At 75.6% G+C, this 14313-nt stretch carries 16 protein-coding genes; 4 read left to right on the top strand and 12 right to left on the bottom strand.

Annotation, left to right across the window (positions count from 1 at the left end; translation table 11 throughout):
* Window positions 1-7: 7 nt before the first annotated feature.
* The 7 genes from ACQPX6_RS16375 to ACQPX6_RS16345 all read right to left on the bottom strand — a co-directional run bounded on the left by ACQPX6_RS16375 (window position 8) and on the right by ACQPX6_RS16345 (window position 3456).
* A complete protein-coding gene (locus ACQPX6_RS16375) occupies window positions 8-367 on the bottom strand; it encodes a sodium:proton antiporter (protein WP_433781297.1) in 360 nt (119 codons plus the stop codon).
* Entirely contained in the window at window positions 364-1095 is a 732-nt protein-coding gene (locus ACQPX6_RS16370; protein WP_433781295.1) for an MnhB domain-containing protein, read from the bottom strand. Before ACQPX6_RS16370 ends, ACQPX6_RS16375 begins: the two co-directional genes overlap by 4 nt.
* Window positions 1092-1337 (bottom strand): Na(+)/H(+) antiporter subunit B, encoded by a 246-nt coding sequence (locus ACQPX6_RS16365; RefSeq protein ID WP_433781294.1) that lies wholly within the window; start codon window positions 1335-1337, stop codon window positions 1092-1094. Before ACQPX6_RS16365 ends, ACQPX6_RS16370 begins: the two co-directional genes overlap by 4 nt.
* Window positions 1334-1642 (bottom strand): monovalent cation/H(+) antiporter subunit G, encoded by a 309-nt coding sequence (locus ACQPX6_RS16360; protein WP_433781293.1) that lies wholly within the window; start codon window positions 1640-1642, stop codon window positions 1334-1336. Before ACQPX6_RS16360 ends, ACQPX6_RS16365 begins: the two co-directional genes overlap by 4 nt.
* Window positions 1639-1893, bottom strand: a complete 255-nt coding sequence (locus tag ACQPX6_RS16355) for a monovalent cation/H+ antiporter complex subunit F (protein WP_433781292.1) — start codon at window positions 1891-1893, stop codon at window positions 1639-1641. The genes ACQPX6_RS16360 and ACQPX6_RS16355 overlap by 4 nt, the downstream gene beginning before the upstream one ends.
* Entirely contained in the window at window positions 1890-2348 is a 459-nt protein-coding gene (locus tag ACQPX6_RS16350) for a Na+/H+ antiporter subunit E (RefSeq protein ID WP_433781291.1), read from the bottom strand. The genes ACQPX6_RS16355 and ACQPX6_RS16350 overlap by 4 nt, the downstream gene beginning before the upstream one ends.
* Before the next feature lie 382 nt (window positions 2349-2730).
* Window positions 2731-3456 (bottom strand): DedA family protein, encoded by a 726-nt coding sequence (locus ACQPX6_RS16345; protein ID WP_433781290.1) that lies wholly within the window; start codon window positions 3454-3456, stop codon window positions 2731-2733.
* Window positions 3457-3638: 182 nt separating this feature from the next.
* On the opposite strand from ACQPX6_RS16345, the gene ACQPX6_RS16340 reads away from it, so the two are divergent.
* Complete coding sequence (locus ACQPX6_RS16340) at window positions 3639-4511, top strand: MFS transporter (protein WP_433781288.1); 873 nt, start codon at window positions 3639-3641, stop codon at window positions 4509-4511.
* A 199-nt stretch (window positions 4512-4710) separates the two neighbouring features.
* On the opposite strand, the gene ACQPX6_RS16335 is transcribed toward ACQPX6_RS16340, so the two are convergent.
* Complete coding sequence (locus ACQPX6_RS16335) at window positions 4711-5331, bottom strand: DUF3159 domain-containing protein (RefSeq protein ID WP_433781287.1); 621 nt, start codon at window positions 5329-5331, stop codon at window positions 4711-4713.
* Window positions 5332-5467: 136 nt separating this feature from the next.
* Between ACQPX6_RS16335 and ACQPX6_RS16330 the strand changes: the two genes are divergently transcribed.
* Window positions 5468-7684, top strand: coding sequence for a DPP IV N-terminal domain-containing protein (locus tag ACQPX6_RS16330; RefSeq protein ID WP_433781286.1), 2217 nt, complete (start codon window positions 5468-5470; stop codon window positions 7682-7684).
* A gap of 26 nt (window positions 7685-7710) precedes the next feature.
* Window positions 7711-9594 carry an alpha/beta fold hydrolase gene (locus ACQPX6_RS16325; RefSeq protein WP_433781285.1) on the top strand — a complete coding sequence of 628 codons (1884 nt, stop codon included), beginning with the start codon at window positions 7711-7713 and terminating at the stop codon, window positions 9592-9594.
* Window positions 9595-9598: 4 nt separating this feature from the next.
* Here the strand turns inward: ACQPX6_RS16325 and ACQPX6_RS16320 are convergent, their stop codons facing one another.
* The gene (locus ACQPX6_RS16320; RefSeq protein ID WP_433781284.1) at window positions 9599-10333 is read right to left on the bottom strand and encodes a MerR family transcriptional regulator; all 735 of its coding nucleotides are present in this window, start codon (window positions 10331-10333) and stop codon (window positions 9599-9601) included.
* Between the two features lie 12 nt (window positions 10334-10345).
* Window positions 10346-11212 carry an SDR family oxidoreductase gene (locus tag ACQPX6_RS16315; RefSeq protein ID WP_433781283.1) on the bottom strand — a complete coding sequence of 289 codons (867 nt, stop codon included), beginning with the start codon at window positions 11210-11212 and terminating at the stop codon, window positions 10346-10348.
* On the opposite strand from ACQPX6_RS16315, the gene ACQPX6_RS16310 reads away from it, so the two are divergent.
* Complete coding sequence (locus ACQPX6_RS16310; protein WP_433788285.1) at window positions 11175-11765, top strand: hemolysin III family protein; 591 nt, start codon at window positions 11175-11177, stop codon at window positions 11763-11765. The two genes, ACQPX6_RS16315 and ACQPX6_RS16310, sit on opposite strands and share 38 nt — an antisense overlap.
* Before the next feature lie 32 nt (window positions 11766-11797).
* Here ACQPX6_RS16310 and ACQPX6_RS16305 read toward each other — a convergent pair whose 3' ends face one another.
* Both ACQPX6_RS16305 and ACQPX6_RS16300 read right to left on the bottom strand, forming a co-directional pair.
* A complete protein-coding gene (locus tag ACQPX6_RS16305) occupies window positions 11798-13630 on the bottom strand; it encodes a TIM-barrel domain-containing protein (RefSeq protein WP_433781281.1) in 1833 nt (610 codons plus the stop codon).
* Window positions 13631-13887: 257 nt separating this feature from the next.
* Window positions 13888-14313 (bottom strand): hypothetical protein, encoded by a 426-nt coding sequence (locus tag ACQPX6_RS16300; RefSeq protein ID WP_433781280.1) that lies wholly within the window; start codon window positions 14311-14313, stop codon window positions 13888-13890.

Genomic DNA, 14313 nt, shown 5'->3' with positions numbered 1-14313 from the left:
CGGCGGCTCACCCGCGCAGCTCCCGCAGCTGGTCGGGGTCGACCGTGCCGTGACGCTTGGCCACCTGCACGGTCAGGGCGAGCAGCAGTGCGGTGACGGTGGCCGAGACGACGATGTCGGTGAGCGTCATCGCCTGGACCACGGGGTCGACCACCGGCGTCGTCCCCGCCCCGCCCGCGCCGAGGATCGGCGCCGCCGCCCCGCGTTGGTAGCCCACGGCGAGGAGCAGGACGTAGGTGCCGGCCTGACTGAGTGACAGACACACCACGGCGTGGACCAGGTCGCGGCTGCGCACGATGCCGAGGATGCCGACGAGGACCAGCCAGACCGCGCACCCGTACGCGGCCACGGTCACCGTCGCGGTCACCGGTCCTCCACGACCAGGTCCTGGCGCAGGAACTGCGCCAGCAGCACGACCAGGCCGGACCCGACGGCGACCCCGATCACCGCGTTCACCACGACGACGGTCCCGGACGAGGCGAACGCGCCCAGCGTTCCCGTCGGCAGCACGTTGGCGAGGAACCCCGCCCCGTCGACGAGCCCGACGAGCCCGACCGCGACGAGTGCCACGCCGGCCGCGGCCTCGACCGGTGGCGCCCACGCCTGCGGCCGCACCCGCTGCAGCGCGCCGTAGCTTCCGGCCAGGTAGAGCAGGTGCACGCCGCTGGCGAGCACGACGCCGCCCTGGAACCCCCCGCCCGGGGTGAGGTGGCCGTGCGCGATGACGTCGAGACCCAGCAGGACGGTGATCGGGAGGACGAGCAGCCCCAGCAGGCGGGTGGTCGGCAGGACCCAGGGCTCGGCGTCGGGGGTGTGCTCGCGCTCGTCGCCGGCAGGCCGCAGCAGGGCGGTCGCCGCGATGACCGACGCCAGCAGGATGGTCTCCTCGCCGAAGGTGTCCATCCCGCGCAGGTCGTAGTTGACGACGGACACGGCGTTCGCGGTCGCGCGGGCCACCGCCGCGGCGGTGGCACTGTCCCGCGAGGGATGGACGTCCCCGCCCACCGGCGGTGCGCCCGAGAGGGCGAGCACCCAGCACACGACGAACCCCGCGGCGGCGACCAGGAAGACGGCGAGCCGTGCCCGGCGGCTCACCGGCCCGACCGCCTGCGGACGGTGCTGACGGTGAGCATCACGAGCAACGGCACGATCGCGGTCCCGACGGCGAGCTCCGACAGGGCGACGTCCGGCGCCTGGAACAGGACGAACGCGACCGTCAGCCAGAGCCCGAAGACGCCGAGGACGATCGCCTGGCGCCCGGGGTCGTGGGTGAGCACCACGGCGGTGCCCGTCACCGCCACGAGGACGAGCGCGACGACCAGCAGGACGGGGCTCACCGGGCCTCCTCCCGGGCCTCGACCTCGCCGTCGACGAGGTGGGCCCGGGCGATCGCCGTGGTCAGCACGGGACCCGTCACGGCGAGCAGGGCGACGATCAGGAACACGGCGGCCGTCGTCGTCGGCGTCCAGCCCTGCGACACGCCGGCCGCGACGGCCACGGCCGGCCCGGCCACCGCCGTCACGGGCGCGAGCAGGTGGAGCCGGGCCGGCAGGTCCCGCACGACGGCGGCGGCCACCGCGCAGGGCACGGCCACCACCACCGCCAGCCCGAGCAGGACCCACACCGCGACCGCGGACGTCACGACGGCCGTCCCAGCAGCCGGGTGTAGACGAGCGTTCCGGCGAACGACATGAGGACACCGGCCAGCGGCACGATGAGCAGGCTCGACTGACCGGACCCGATGACGGCGGCGACCAGGCCGAGCGTCGCCATCGTGGACGTCAGCTGCAGTCCGGCGAGCCGCTCCACGGCGCTGCCGCGGACGACGAGCCAGAGCCCGGGGAGGCCACCGCCGACGAGGAAGGCTCCCGCCGCCAGGGTCCACGGATTCACCGCGACACCGCCCGCTCCAGGTGCGACGGCCGGTCGGACAGGGCGTGCACGCGCAGCCGGCGGTCGTCCACGTCCACGGCGTAGGAGCCGGGGGAGGCCGAGAGGATCCAGGCGGCCCAGGTGGCGCGGGCGGAATCCGGGCGGACGACCGGGACGTCGCGGAACTCGCCCGTGCCGCCCGGGGCCCGCCCAGCGGCGCGGAGCACGGCAGGGGGCAGCCGGAAGAGGTCGCCGACGACGGCCGCGGGCAGCAGGGCGAGCCACCGGAGCGCCTCGGCCGGCGGCCGCACCGGTGGCCCCAGCGCCCGGCGCGCGAGCCGGGCGACGATGCCGACGGGGACGGCGCACAGCACCCCGACCAGGACGTCGCCCCCCGTCGCGACGGTCAGCGTGGCGGTCCAGACGCCCACCAGCACGACGGACCAGGCCACGACCTCGCCCACCGCTCGGATCACGGTCGGACTCCTCCCCGGTGCGGCGATCGACACGGCGGGGTCTGCCCCGAGCGGGGGCCCGGTTACACCCCGCCGGCGGCGGGCGACGGGCCGACGATGATGAGCGGGTGCCGCTCCCGCCCTGCTGTCGGCCTCCCGACCTCCGCCGTCCGCCAGAGGCCGCACGCCGGCACCGCGTCGACCGGGCGCTGGCGGACCGCCCGGTCCCGGTGCTGCTCGTCCGCGGCGGGCTGGACCGGATCGTGCCGGCGGCCTGGCTGGACCGGGCTCGCGGCGGCGTGCCCCGACGCGCGGACGGCGACGGTGGAGGCCGGGTCGCACATGCTCCCGCTGACCCATCCTCACGAGCTGGCCGCCGTGATCCGCACCTTCCTGAGCACGGTCACCCGCTGACCCCGTCCGCCTCGCGGAGCTTCTTCTCCCGGTCCTCGCGGTGGCCGCGGTAGCCGGCCCGCACCGACACCACGGCGACGAGCCCGAGCGTGAGCCACAGCGCGTACTCGTCGATCAGCAGCACGACGTCGACCGCGTGCTGGCCGACGGCGTACCCGAGGCCCGCGACGAGGCCGGCGACCAGCGCGGCGCCGATCGCGTCGAACACCAGGAACGTCGCCAGGCGCATGCCCCCGAGCCCGGCCACCGCGAACACCGCCGGCGCGGGGATCCCGGGGAACGCCGCCACGACGACCACCAGCGGCATCGCCCACGACGGCCACGACCGGATCGTCGCCACGAACCGCTGCGCGAGGTCGCCCGGCGCCCACAACGCGATGATCCTCGCGCCCCACCGGCGGCCGGCCAGCCAGAACAGCCAGTCGAACTTGACCATCCCGAACACCCCGGCGGCGATCACCAGCCAGAGGTCGCCGTCGCCCACCCGCGCGAAGGCGGCCCCGGCCCCGATCGCGGACAGGCTGCCGGTGACGGCACTGAGCAGGATCGGGTGCGAGGCGAGCAGGAACGGCCGCACCGGCAGCGTCGCGGCCATCAGCACGATGACGCCGAGGGTCGCGAACACCAGGAACTTGTCGCCGCGCGACATGGGGTGGTCCCACGGCATCGCGTCGCGCCACTTCTGCCGCGCCGCCTCGGCGTCCGCCCCGCTCATCGCTGTCCTCCTCCGCCCCCGGTGGCGCGGGAACCCGCGCCGACGACCAGGGGACACCGTGCCGCCGCGGCACGGTCAAGGACGCCGTCGCGGCGATCACGCGGACTTGAGTGTGCCGCGACGGCATCCGTTCCCCTCGACTCCGGGCCGCCGCCACGGGCGGCCCGGATCTCCGGGAGGAAATGGTGGAAGCTCGACCACGGAGTGCGACCGTCTACCTCGGCTCCTACGGACTCTCGCTGCTGGGCGCCGGCACGGCGAGCGTCCTGATGCCCCTGCTCGTCCTCGACCGCACCGGCGACGTCCTCGCCGCCGGGCTGCTCGCCACGGTGTCGACGGCGACGTCCGCCGGCGTCGGCGTCCTCGGCGGCCTCGTCGCGGACCGCGGCGCCGTGCGGCGGACCGGCGACGAGCTGTTGGCGGGCTGGCGGTTCCTGGTGCGCAGTCGGATCGTCCTCGGCGCCACGCTCGTCTCGGCCTCGTTCGTCGCGATCATCAGTGCGCTGCAGGCGATCCTCATGCCCGCCTACTTCACCGCCGAGCAGCTCCCCGCCCTCACGGGTCTGACGCTGTCCGCGTTCGCCGGCGGGAGCCTCGTCGGGTCGGCGGTGTTCGCGGCGACCTCGGGCCGCGGTGGCGTGAGCCGGCGCACGTGGTTCGTCGTCGGCATGGTCGGCTCCCTCGTCGGGTTCGGCGCCCTCGGCACGCTGGCCTCCCCGGCGGTGGTGCTCGGCGCGGCCGCGCTGGTCGGGGCCACGAACGCCCCGGCGGGAGCGGTCCTCGGCGTGCTCTCCGTCGAGGCCACCCCCGACGTCCGCCGCGGCCGGGTGCTCGGCGCCCAGAACGCGATCCTGCTCGGGGCGCCGGCGCTGACCGGCGCGCCCCTCGGCGCCCTCGCGGCGGCCGCGGGCCTGGGCGCCGCCGCCGCCGCCCTGGCCGCGCTCGCCGCCGTGACCGCGGTGCTCGCGCTGATCGCGCCGGTGTTCCGCGACCTGGACCCGCCCGCCACCGCGCCCCGCGCGACCACCGCCGACGCGACCACCTCCGGAGGGTGAGCATCGTGCTGAAGAAGTACCGACGCCGCGTGCAGCTCGGCAGGGTCCGGCCCGGTGACGGCAGCCCGGTGCCGGAGTACCGCCTCTGGCAGGTCCTCTCCCGGTCACTGTTCTCCCTCGACGTCGCCCGCCCCGAACTGCCGTCGAGCGCGGGGCGGCGCTGCGGAGCAACCGGCTGTTGCGGGCCGGAGCGTGAGCCCTACGCGGTGACCAGCCGCCGGGTGGATCGGCGGAACGCCCAGACGACCACGACGGCGGCGAGCAGGGTGAGCGGGACGCCCAGCACGACCCTCGCCGCGGCGAGTCCGGTGGTCGCGTCGAGGACGTAGAGCCACTGGGTGACCACGTACCGGGCGCCGAACACCGCGGCCACGGCGGCGGTCGCGACGTCGTGGGCGCGGCGGCTGGGGCGGTCCGCCCGCCAGGGGAGCCCGCCGCCGTGCCGCAGGTTCCAGGCGAGCCCGGTGAGCGGCCGGCGCACCGCCAGCGAACCGGCGGCGGCGACGAACCCGACCAGCGCGGCGACGATGCCGACGAGGAAGAAGTCGCTGGCCGAGCCGGTCCAGACGGCGATGCCGGCGGCCAGCACGACACCGAGCACCCCACCGACGGCCGTCGCCACCGCTTCTCCGCGCAGCAGCCGGAGCACCGTGAACACCACGGCGACGGCGAGCGCGACGGCGGCGGTGGTCAGCAGCGCGAGGTGGGGGGACAGGGCGGCGAACACCACCTGGGGCACGGCGGTCCCGACCACGCCGAACCGGCCGCCCATCTGCGTGATCAGCGAGGGGCTGTCGGTCTTCTCCGGTGAGCGGGTCATGACCCCAGGGGACGGCGTGACGCCACGGCACACTCCACCTCGGGCAGCGCGCGGGTGACTCGGCTCACACGGGGTGGAGTGTGCCGCGACGGCCGGGTGTTCCGTCGGCGGTGACCCCACCAGGAAGGCCACCCCGATGACCCCCGACGTCACGCTCACCGTCGCCGACTACGCGCGGGCCGAGCAGATGCTCGCGCCGTACCGCGCGCGCCGGGTGCCCACCGTCGCGCCGCGGTGGCTCGACGACGGCGAGCGCTTCCACTACGTCGCCGACGCGCGCCACGTGCTCGTGGAGCCCCACAAGGGCGAGCGGCGCGACCTGTTCGACCACGACCGCCTCGCGGCTGCGCTGTCCGTGGCCTCGGGCCACGCGGTCGAGGCCGGCGCCCTCCCGCTGACCGCGGTGGAGGTCGACGGCGGCGACGACCGGGAGCCGGCGATCCGGTTCTCCGCGTTCGGGCAGCGCTGGCGGTGGGCCGGGGGCGCGTGCACCGCGATCGACGAGGTCCCGCCCGGGCCGATGGAGGTCGCCTCGCCCGACGGGCGCCGGGTCGCGTTCGGCCGCGACGGGAACGTGTGGGTGCGCGGGGCGGACGGCACCGAGATCGCACTCACCGACGACGCGGAGCCCGGCCTCGCCTACGGCGCCGTGAACGCCCCGATGGGCATGCGGACGCTGCTGCGCTCGCTCGGTCTCGGGCCGGTCTTCCACGCGACCTGGTCACCCGACTCGACCCGCCTGCTCGTCCACCGCCTCGACGAGCGGGGCCTGCCCGACCAGGTGCTGGTCGAGTCGTCGCCGGCCGGCGGCGGGCGGCCGGTCGAGCACCGCCTGCCCTTCCCGGTGCCGGGCGACGAGGCCCACCCGACGATCACCTGGCACGTGCTCGACGTGCCCACCCGCACCCGCGTGGACGCGCGGGACGAGCCCGCGCCGATGGTGCACGGCACCGCGATCGCCTACACCTGGTGGACCGGGGACGTCGTCCACCGCCTGCAGCAGTCCCGCGACGCCCGCACCCTGCGCCTGCGCTCGCTCGATCCGACGACGGGGGAGACGGCGACGCTGGTCGACGAGAGCGGCACGACCCGCGTCGACGCGACCCCGCAGCTCGGCGACCCGACGATGACGCGCGTCCTCGGCTCCGGCGAGGTCCTGTGGTGGTCGCAGCGCGACGGGTGGGGCCACCTGTGGCTGTACCCCGCCGACGGCGGCCCGGCCGCCCAGGTCACGTCCGGCTCGTGGCTGGTCCGCAGCGTGCTGTGGGTCGACGAGGACCGCCGCCAGGTGTGGTTCACCGCCGGCGGACTGTCCGACGACCCGTACGTCCGCCAGATCGCCCGGATCGGTCTCGACGGCCGCGGGTTCGCCCGCCTGACCGACGACGACCTCGACCACGACGCCGTCGCCCCGCCCGGCGGCGGCTACATCGTCGACCGCGCGTCGGACTCCGAGGAGCCGCCCCACGCCCAGGTGCTCGACGAGGACGGGCGCGTGCTGGTCGAGCTCGAGGCGCCCGACACCGAGGCGCTGCGCGCCGCCGGCTGGACCCCGCCCGAGCGGTTCCGCGCGACCGCCGCCGACGGGCACACGGCGATCTTCGGCCTGCTCTGGCGCCCGCACGGGTTCGACCCGGCGCGGCGCTACCCGGTGGTCGAGCACATCTACCCGGGACCGCAGAACTTCCGCGCCGGCCCGTCCTTCGACCCGGTGCACCACGGCGACCCGGAGGCCCTCGCGGCGCTGGGCTTCGCGGTGGTGGCCATCGACGGGCGGGGGACCGCCGGGCGCAGCAAGGCGTTCCACGACCACTCCTACCGCGACCTCGGCAACGCCGGCGCCCTCGACGACCACGTCGCCGCGATCCGCGAGCTCGGCCGCCGTCACCCGTGGCTCGACACCGACCGCGTGGGCATCACGGGCCAGTCCGCGGGCGGGTTCGCCGCGGCCCGCGCGCTGCTCGCCCACCCCGAGCTCTACGGGGTCGGCGTCGCGGTCTCGGGCAACCACGACGACGCCACCGGCCTGCAGATGTGGGCCGAGCACTACCACGGGGACGCCGACCTGACCGGGCTGTCCAACCCCGCGCTGGCCGCGAACCTGCAGGGCGAGCTGCTGCTGATCCACGGCGAGCTCGACGAGATCGTGCCGGCGTCGCAGACCCTGCGCCTCGTCGACGCCCTCGTGGCCGCCGACAAGGACGTCGACCTGCTCATCGTCCCCGGCGGCGACCACGCGATCCTGCACCGCCGCCACCACCTCTACCGCCGGACCTGGGACTTCCTCGTGCGCCACCTGCACGGCAGCGAGCCGCCGGCCCACCGCCTGGCCCCGCTCCCGCTGCCGCTCTGACGCCCGACCCACCGAGAGGAACCACCATGACCCGCCCCGGACCGCTGCCGGTCGAGGACGTCATCGCCCAGCCGGAGCGCGCCCGCGCCACGATCTCCCCGGACGGCACGCGGATCGCCTTCCTCGCGCCGTGGAAGCACCGGCTCAACGTGTGGGTGGTGGGCGTCGACGAGGACCTCGCCGAGGCCCGCTGCGTCACCGCGGACGAGACCCGCAGCATCGGCGTGTACCACTGGGCCTCGCCCCGGTGGCTGCTCTACACCCAGGACACCGGGGGCGACGAGAACGCCCACGTGTTCCGCGTCGACCTCGACGACCGGGACGCGGAGGCCGTCGACCTCACGCCGTATCCCGGTGCCCGGGTCTTCGGCCACGACCTGCCGCCGGGCCGGCCGGGCACGCTCGTCGTGTCGATGAACCACCGCCGGCCCGACGAGATCGACCTGTGCGAGATCGACATCGCGACCGGCGAGGTCACGGTGCTCCTCGACGGGGGCGCGGACGTCGGGGGCGTCCAGGTCGGCCCGGCCGGGGACGTCGTCGGCCTCGCCCAGGGCGACGACGCCGACTGGGAGATCCACCACCGCGCGCCGGGGGCCACCGACCGCGTCGTCGCCACCTTCGCCGGCGCCGACCACCCCGTCGGCCCGCACCCGCTGCAGCTCACCCCGGACGGCACGGGCGTGTGGGTCGGCCGCCACGGCGACACCGACCGGCTGCGGCTGGTCCGGATCGACCTGGCCACCGGCGAGGAGTGCGAGGTCGGCGGCCACCCCACCCACGACCTCGACACGCGCTCGCAGGTGTTCCCGCAGCTGCCGTCCCCGCTGATCACGGACGCGGCCGGTGAGCTCCTCGGCGTCCGGTACGCCCGCGAGCGCCAGGTGGTCGTGCCGGTGGCCCCGCACTTCGCCGAGGTGCTGGCCCGCCTCGAGGCGCTCTCGGACGGCGACCTCGGCCCCGTCTCGGTCGACGCGAGCGGGCGGCGCTGGGTCGTCGCCTTCACCCACGACCGCGACCCCGGCGCCACCTGGCTCTACGACCACGCCACGGGCGAGGCCCGCCTGCTCTTCCGGCCGTTCCCGCAGCGGGACCCCGCGGCGGCGGCCCCGATGACGCCGGTGACGATCACGGCGCGCGACGGGCTGGCGCTGCCGTCGTACCTCACGGTGCCCCTCGGCGCCGCGGACGCGCCGCCGATGGTGCTCATGCCCCACGGCGGTCCGTGGACCCGCGACGCGTGGGGGTACGACCCCGTCGTCCAGCTGTTCGCGAACCGGGGCTACGCGGTGCTGCAGGTGAACTTCCGCGGCTCGACGGGCTTCGGCCGGGCGCACCTGCAGGCCGGGATCGGCGAGCTCGCGCGGAAGATGCACGACGACCTCGTCGACGCGGTCGAGTGGGCCGTGTCCCACGGGCACGCGGACCCGCGGAAGGTGGCGATCCTCGGCGGGTCCTACGGCGGCTACGCCGTGCTGGTGGGGGTGACCCGCACCCCGCACCTGTTCGCGGCCGCGGTGGACTACGTCGGCATCTCGAACCTGGTGACGTTCCTGCAGGCCCTGCCGGAGTTCCTGCGGCCGGGGCTGCGCACCAACTGGTACGCCTACGCGGGCGACCCCGCGGACCCCGCGCAGGTGCCCGACCTGCTCGACCGGTCGCCGCTCACCCACGCCGACCGCATCGTCACGCCGCTGCTGGTGTTCCAGGGCGCCAACGACGTCCGGGTGCCGCAGTCGGAGTCCGACGCGATCGTGGCGTCGCTGCGCGACCGGGGCGTCGAGGTCGGGTACCGGGTGTACGCCGACGAGGGGCACCTGTTCTCCCAGCCCGAGAACCTCGTCGACATGTTCACCACGGTCGACCGGTTCTTCGCCGAGCACCTCGGCGGTGTCGCCGGCCCCGCGTGAGGGCTCAGGCCGGGGGCTCCTCCCGGCGCGACAGCCCGCGCAGTCGCAGGAGGACGTCGCGCTGGGCGGTGTTGTAGACGTCCCGGACGGCCCGGTCCAGCGTCTGGCGGTAGCGCTGGGGCCCGACCGAGGTGCGCGTCCCGAGCGTCCGCAGCCCCGGGAAGCGCACGTGCAGGGCGACGAGGTCCTCGGCCATCCGCTCGGCGAGCTCCTGGCGGACGGCCTCGTCGGCGTCCGCAGCGAGGTTCTCGAAGTCGTCGTCGGCCGGCATCCGCGCATCGTCGGCCAGCAGCGCCGCGTAGATCGTCCGCTCCTCCTCCCCGAGCAGGCGCCCCATCACCGCGACCAGGTTCCGGTCGGCCTCGGACAGCCGACCGCGACCCGCGACGGCCAGCTCGGGCGGCAGGTCGGTGGGCACCCGCTGCTCGAGGATCCGGGCGAGGTCGGTGCGCAGCGCCTGCAGCCGGTCGATCTGCGCGACCAGCTCGGCGTCGAGGGCACGCAGCGCCTCCTCGGGGTACTCGTCGCGGTCACCGAGGTCGGCGATCTGGGCCAGCGAGAAGCCGAGGTCGACCAGGCGCTTGATGCGCAGCAGGCGCATCAGGTGGGCCACGCCGTACTGCTTGTAGCCGTTCGACCGGCGTTCGGGCTCGGGCAGCAGGCCGACCTCGTGGTAGTGGCGGACCGAGCGCAGGCTGGTGCCCGCCAGCTCGGCGAGCTCGCGGGTGCTCCAGGCCATCGCGGTCTCCTGTCAGGTCCGGGGGCGACCGAGGAGCTCGTCGAGCGTGAGCGCCGGGTGGCCGGTCAGGGTGGGGACGGCGTCGGTGACGCCGGCGAGCTCGCCGGCCGCGATGGCGGTGTAGGTGCTGACCCAGGCGTCGAGCTGCCAGTCCGGCGCCTCGCCCGCCCGGGAGGCGTAGGCCTCGGCGACGGTCTGGTCGGCGAAGGTCACGGTCCGGCCCTGGTGCCGCCCGATGACGGCAGCGGCCTCGGTGAGGGTCAGGGCCTCGCGCCCGGTGAGCTCGTAGGTCCGCCCGTCGTGGGGCGCGGGGTCGGCGAGGACGGCCGCGGCCGCGTCGGCGATGTCGTCCTGCGCGACGGCGGCGACCCGGCCGTCGCCGGCGGGCCCGCGGATGACGCCGTCGGCCTCGACGAGCTCGGGCAGGAAGTCGAGGTAGAAGTTGTCGCGCAGCACGATCGCGGCGAGCCCGGAGGCGTGCAGGTGCTCCTCGGTGGCCGCGTGGTCTCGGGCCAGGGTGAAGGTCGCGGTGGGCGAGGCGCCGGCGAACGAGACGTAGACGAGGCGGGCGACCCCGGCCTCGGCCGCCGCGTCGATGAAGGTCCGGTGCTGCTCCACCCGGTCCGGCGTCTCCGAGCCCGAGACCATGAAGACGGTCTCCACCCCGGCGAGCGCCCGACGCACCTGGTCGGGGCTGTCGTAGCGGCACGCCACCGCGTTCGCGCCGGGCAGCTGCGGCGCCCGCTCCGGGCTGCGCACAGCCAGGCGCTGGGCGATCCCGCGGTCGGCGAGGCGGCGCGCGACGCGGCCCCCGAGACGCCCGGTGGCGCCGGTGACGGCGATGGTCGGGGGCGTCGCGGCGTCGTCGGCGGGGCGCATCAGGGTCGTCCGATCTGGCTCGAGGGGGGGACGTTCATCGGGTGATCATCGACGGTACCTCCGCGTCCGGTGGTCGGGACGGCGTCGACACCGCGGACCACGACCAGTAGGAAGGGCTCGTCCGGGACCCCGAGCCAGGGGCGTCCCGGGGCGTGCATTCCGCGGCCCAGCCCTCGTCGCCGCCAGTCGCCGGGCGGGACGACCCGCCCGAGCGGGTTCGACGAGGAGTCGCCCATGCCTGCGGGCGACCGACCGCGCGCGCGACCTGATGGGCCGTCTCGACCAGGCCATGATCTTCGTGCTCATCGCCGGCACGTACACCCCGCTGGCGGTGCTGGGCGTGCCGCCCGCCCACGGGATCCCGACCCTGGTCGCGGTGTGGGCGGCGGCCCTGGCCGGCGTCGTGCTGTCGCTGTGCTGGGCCCGGGCGCCGCGATGGCCGATGGTCGCGCTGTACCTGGCGCTGGGCTGGGCCGGGGTGCTCGTGCTCGCCGCCACCGTCGGCGCCGCCGTCTGCCACCAGGTCGCGATCTGGCTGGTCCTCCACGCCTGAGCCCCCCGCCGCAGGGGTGGCCCGCCCGACGGTCAGTCGGGCAGGCCGAGGACCTCCGGCGGGGGCAGGGCGACGGGGGACCCCGCCCGGGTGAAGAGCGGGATGTGGTGGGTCGCGTCGACGGTGACCCAGGACCGTCCCGGGTGCTCGCGGCCCGTCCAGTAGTCCCGCCAGCGGCCGGCGCTCAGGTAGACCGCCGTCCGGGTCGTCCCGGCGGTCACGACGGGGGCGACCAGCACGTCGGGCCCGAGCAGGTACTGGTTCTCGATCATCCAGGCGGTGGGGTCGGACGGGTCGTCGAGCCAGAGCGGCCGCATCAGGGGCTGACCGGTCGCGCCGGCCGCGGTGGCGAGACCCACGAGGTACGGCTCCAGGGCCTCGTGCAGGCGGGCGTAGCCCCGGAACGTCGCCAGGGTCGCCGGGTCGGACTGGACCCCGAGGGGATCCTCCTGCTCACCGAGCATGTCGCGCATGACGGGGGAGAGGGCGCCGAGCTGCACCCAGCGGTCCCAGAGCTCGCGGTCGCGTTCGCCGGGACCGTCACCGGTCATGAACCCGCCGATGTCGGGGCCCCAGTAGGGCCATCCGGACACGCTGCCGTTGAGCATCCCGGCCAGGACGGCGGGCAGGCCGGTCGACGGGTCCCAGTCCCGCGTCTGGTCGCCGGTGAAGCGGCCGGTGACCCACGCCTGGGAGCCGGTGTATCCCGAGCGGGCGAACAGCACGGTCGCGTCGGGCTTCACCGACTGGACGGCCTCCCGGGCGGCGCGGGCGTAGAGCACGGGGTACGTGTTGCGCATCAGGGTGCCGGGGGTGCCGTCGGCGTAGCGGGCCGCCATCGGGGCGTGGTCGCCGTAGTCCTGCATCGCGCCGTCGAACCCGAGCACGCCCACCGCATGGCGCAGGCGGTCCTGCCACCAGACGGTCGCCGCCGGATTCGTGAAGTCGAGGTACGCCCGCCGGTCGGCGTCCATCCAGGGCTCGGTGAACACCGAGCCGTCCTCGTGGCGGACCAGGTACCCGCGGGCCGCGGCCTCGCCGAACCCGGGGGTACCGGGGACGAGGAAGGGACTGAGGTACCCCATGACCCGCAGGCCGCGGCGGTGCAGCTCGGCGATCAGCGCCCCCGGGTCGGGGTACCGGCCGATCGGGACGGGCCGGTAGATCGGCCACGCCCACCCGATCCCCGACGTCGGGTCGGTGATGTCGTAGATCCAGACGGCGTCGAGGGGCACGCCGTCGGCCAGCAGGCGGTCGGTGTCGGCGAGGACCCGCTCCGGGCCCCCGATCAGGCTCTTCCACACCCCGAGGCCCCACGCCGGGGGCACCGGCGGCAACCCGACCACCGCCGCGCGGCGGGCCAGCACCGCAGCGGGAGCCGGCCCGGTCAGCACGTCGACCACCGTGTCGGCCGCCGCGACGTCGATGACGACCTCGCCCGCGGTGCCGAAGTCCACGGTCACGTCGGCGGTGGTGTGGACCTGGAGCCCGTATCCGCTGCTGGAGAGCAGGAACGGCGTCGGCGAGTAGCTGGTACCGGTCTCGTCGCCCATCCCGTCCTGGGCGCGGTTCGACAGGACCTGCCCGTCGAGGTCCAGCGACCCGAAGCGCTCGCCCATGCCGAAGAAGCGCTCACCGGGCCGGGTGGCGAGACGCACGCTGCTCCCGCCGCCGGCCCCCGCGCGCAGCCGCACCGAGCACAGCCCGGGCGCGGGGGAGCACCCGGTGCTCGTGGTCGTGCCGTCGAGCGGGGTCAGCACCCCGGCGAGGATCGGGTCGGCGAGGGTCCACGGCGGCGGGGGACGCACGGCCCGCGCGCTACCGCCGGCGGCGGCGATCGAGAGCAGGAGAGCGGCGAGCAGCACCACGATCCCGGCCCGGTCGACGGTCCGCCGTCGGCGACCGGGCGGGATCAGGATCGGCGCCCGCGGCCGCGACGGGCCGCGTGCCGGGGGCGAGCGGACGGGGACGTCGCCATGGTCTCCACCTCGGACGGGTCTGGGTCCAAGCGGGACCCGAGTCGCAAGACACCCGGAGACGTGGAGCGGGCAGCCGGCAGCGCGGGAGGGCCCCGGACACTACGGGCCCGAGGCGGGAAAGAGCACCGTCGACGAGGCGGGCGTCAGTCCTGCCGGGAGACGATCTCGTCGACGATGAAGCCCGCGGCGATGCCGAGCATCCAGACGTCCTTGGCGATCGGGAGCCCCTGCTGGGTGGGGCGCAGGCTGCCCTCCTGCCGCATGCCCGGCGTCCGCAGGTACAGGCCGAGGAGCCCGCCGGAGAACGCCGCGAGGCCGGCGCCCGCCACCACGGTGGGCACGACGGGCAGCAGCAGCGCGGCGCCGAGGGCGATCTCCGTCGTCGACAGCACCTTGAGGAAGTCGGTGGCCTTGAGCTTCCCCACGAAGGGATAGGTGCCGCTGGACAGGCCGTGGAGAGCCTGCGCGGTCTGCTCGTCACCGTGGGACTTCTCGATGCCCGAGTTGAGGATGAACGCCCCGGTGGCGAGGCGGGCGGGGACGTGGCGGCTCTTGATCGGCAGCTTCAT

The sequence above is a fragment of the Actinomycetospora sp. CA-101289 genome, assembly GCF_050955895.1.
GTDB lineage: Bacteria > Actinomycetota > Actinomycetes > Mycobacteriales > Pseudonocardiaceae > Actinomycetospora.
This window is presented reverse-complemented; position numbering and strand designations above follow the sequence as displayed.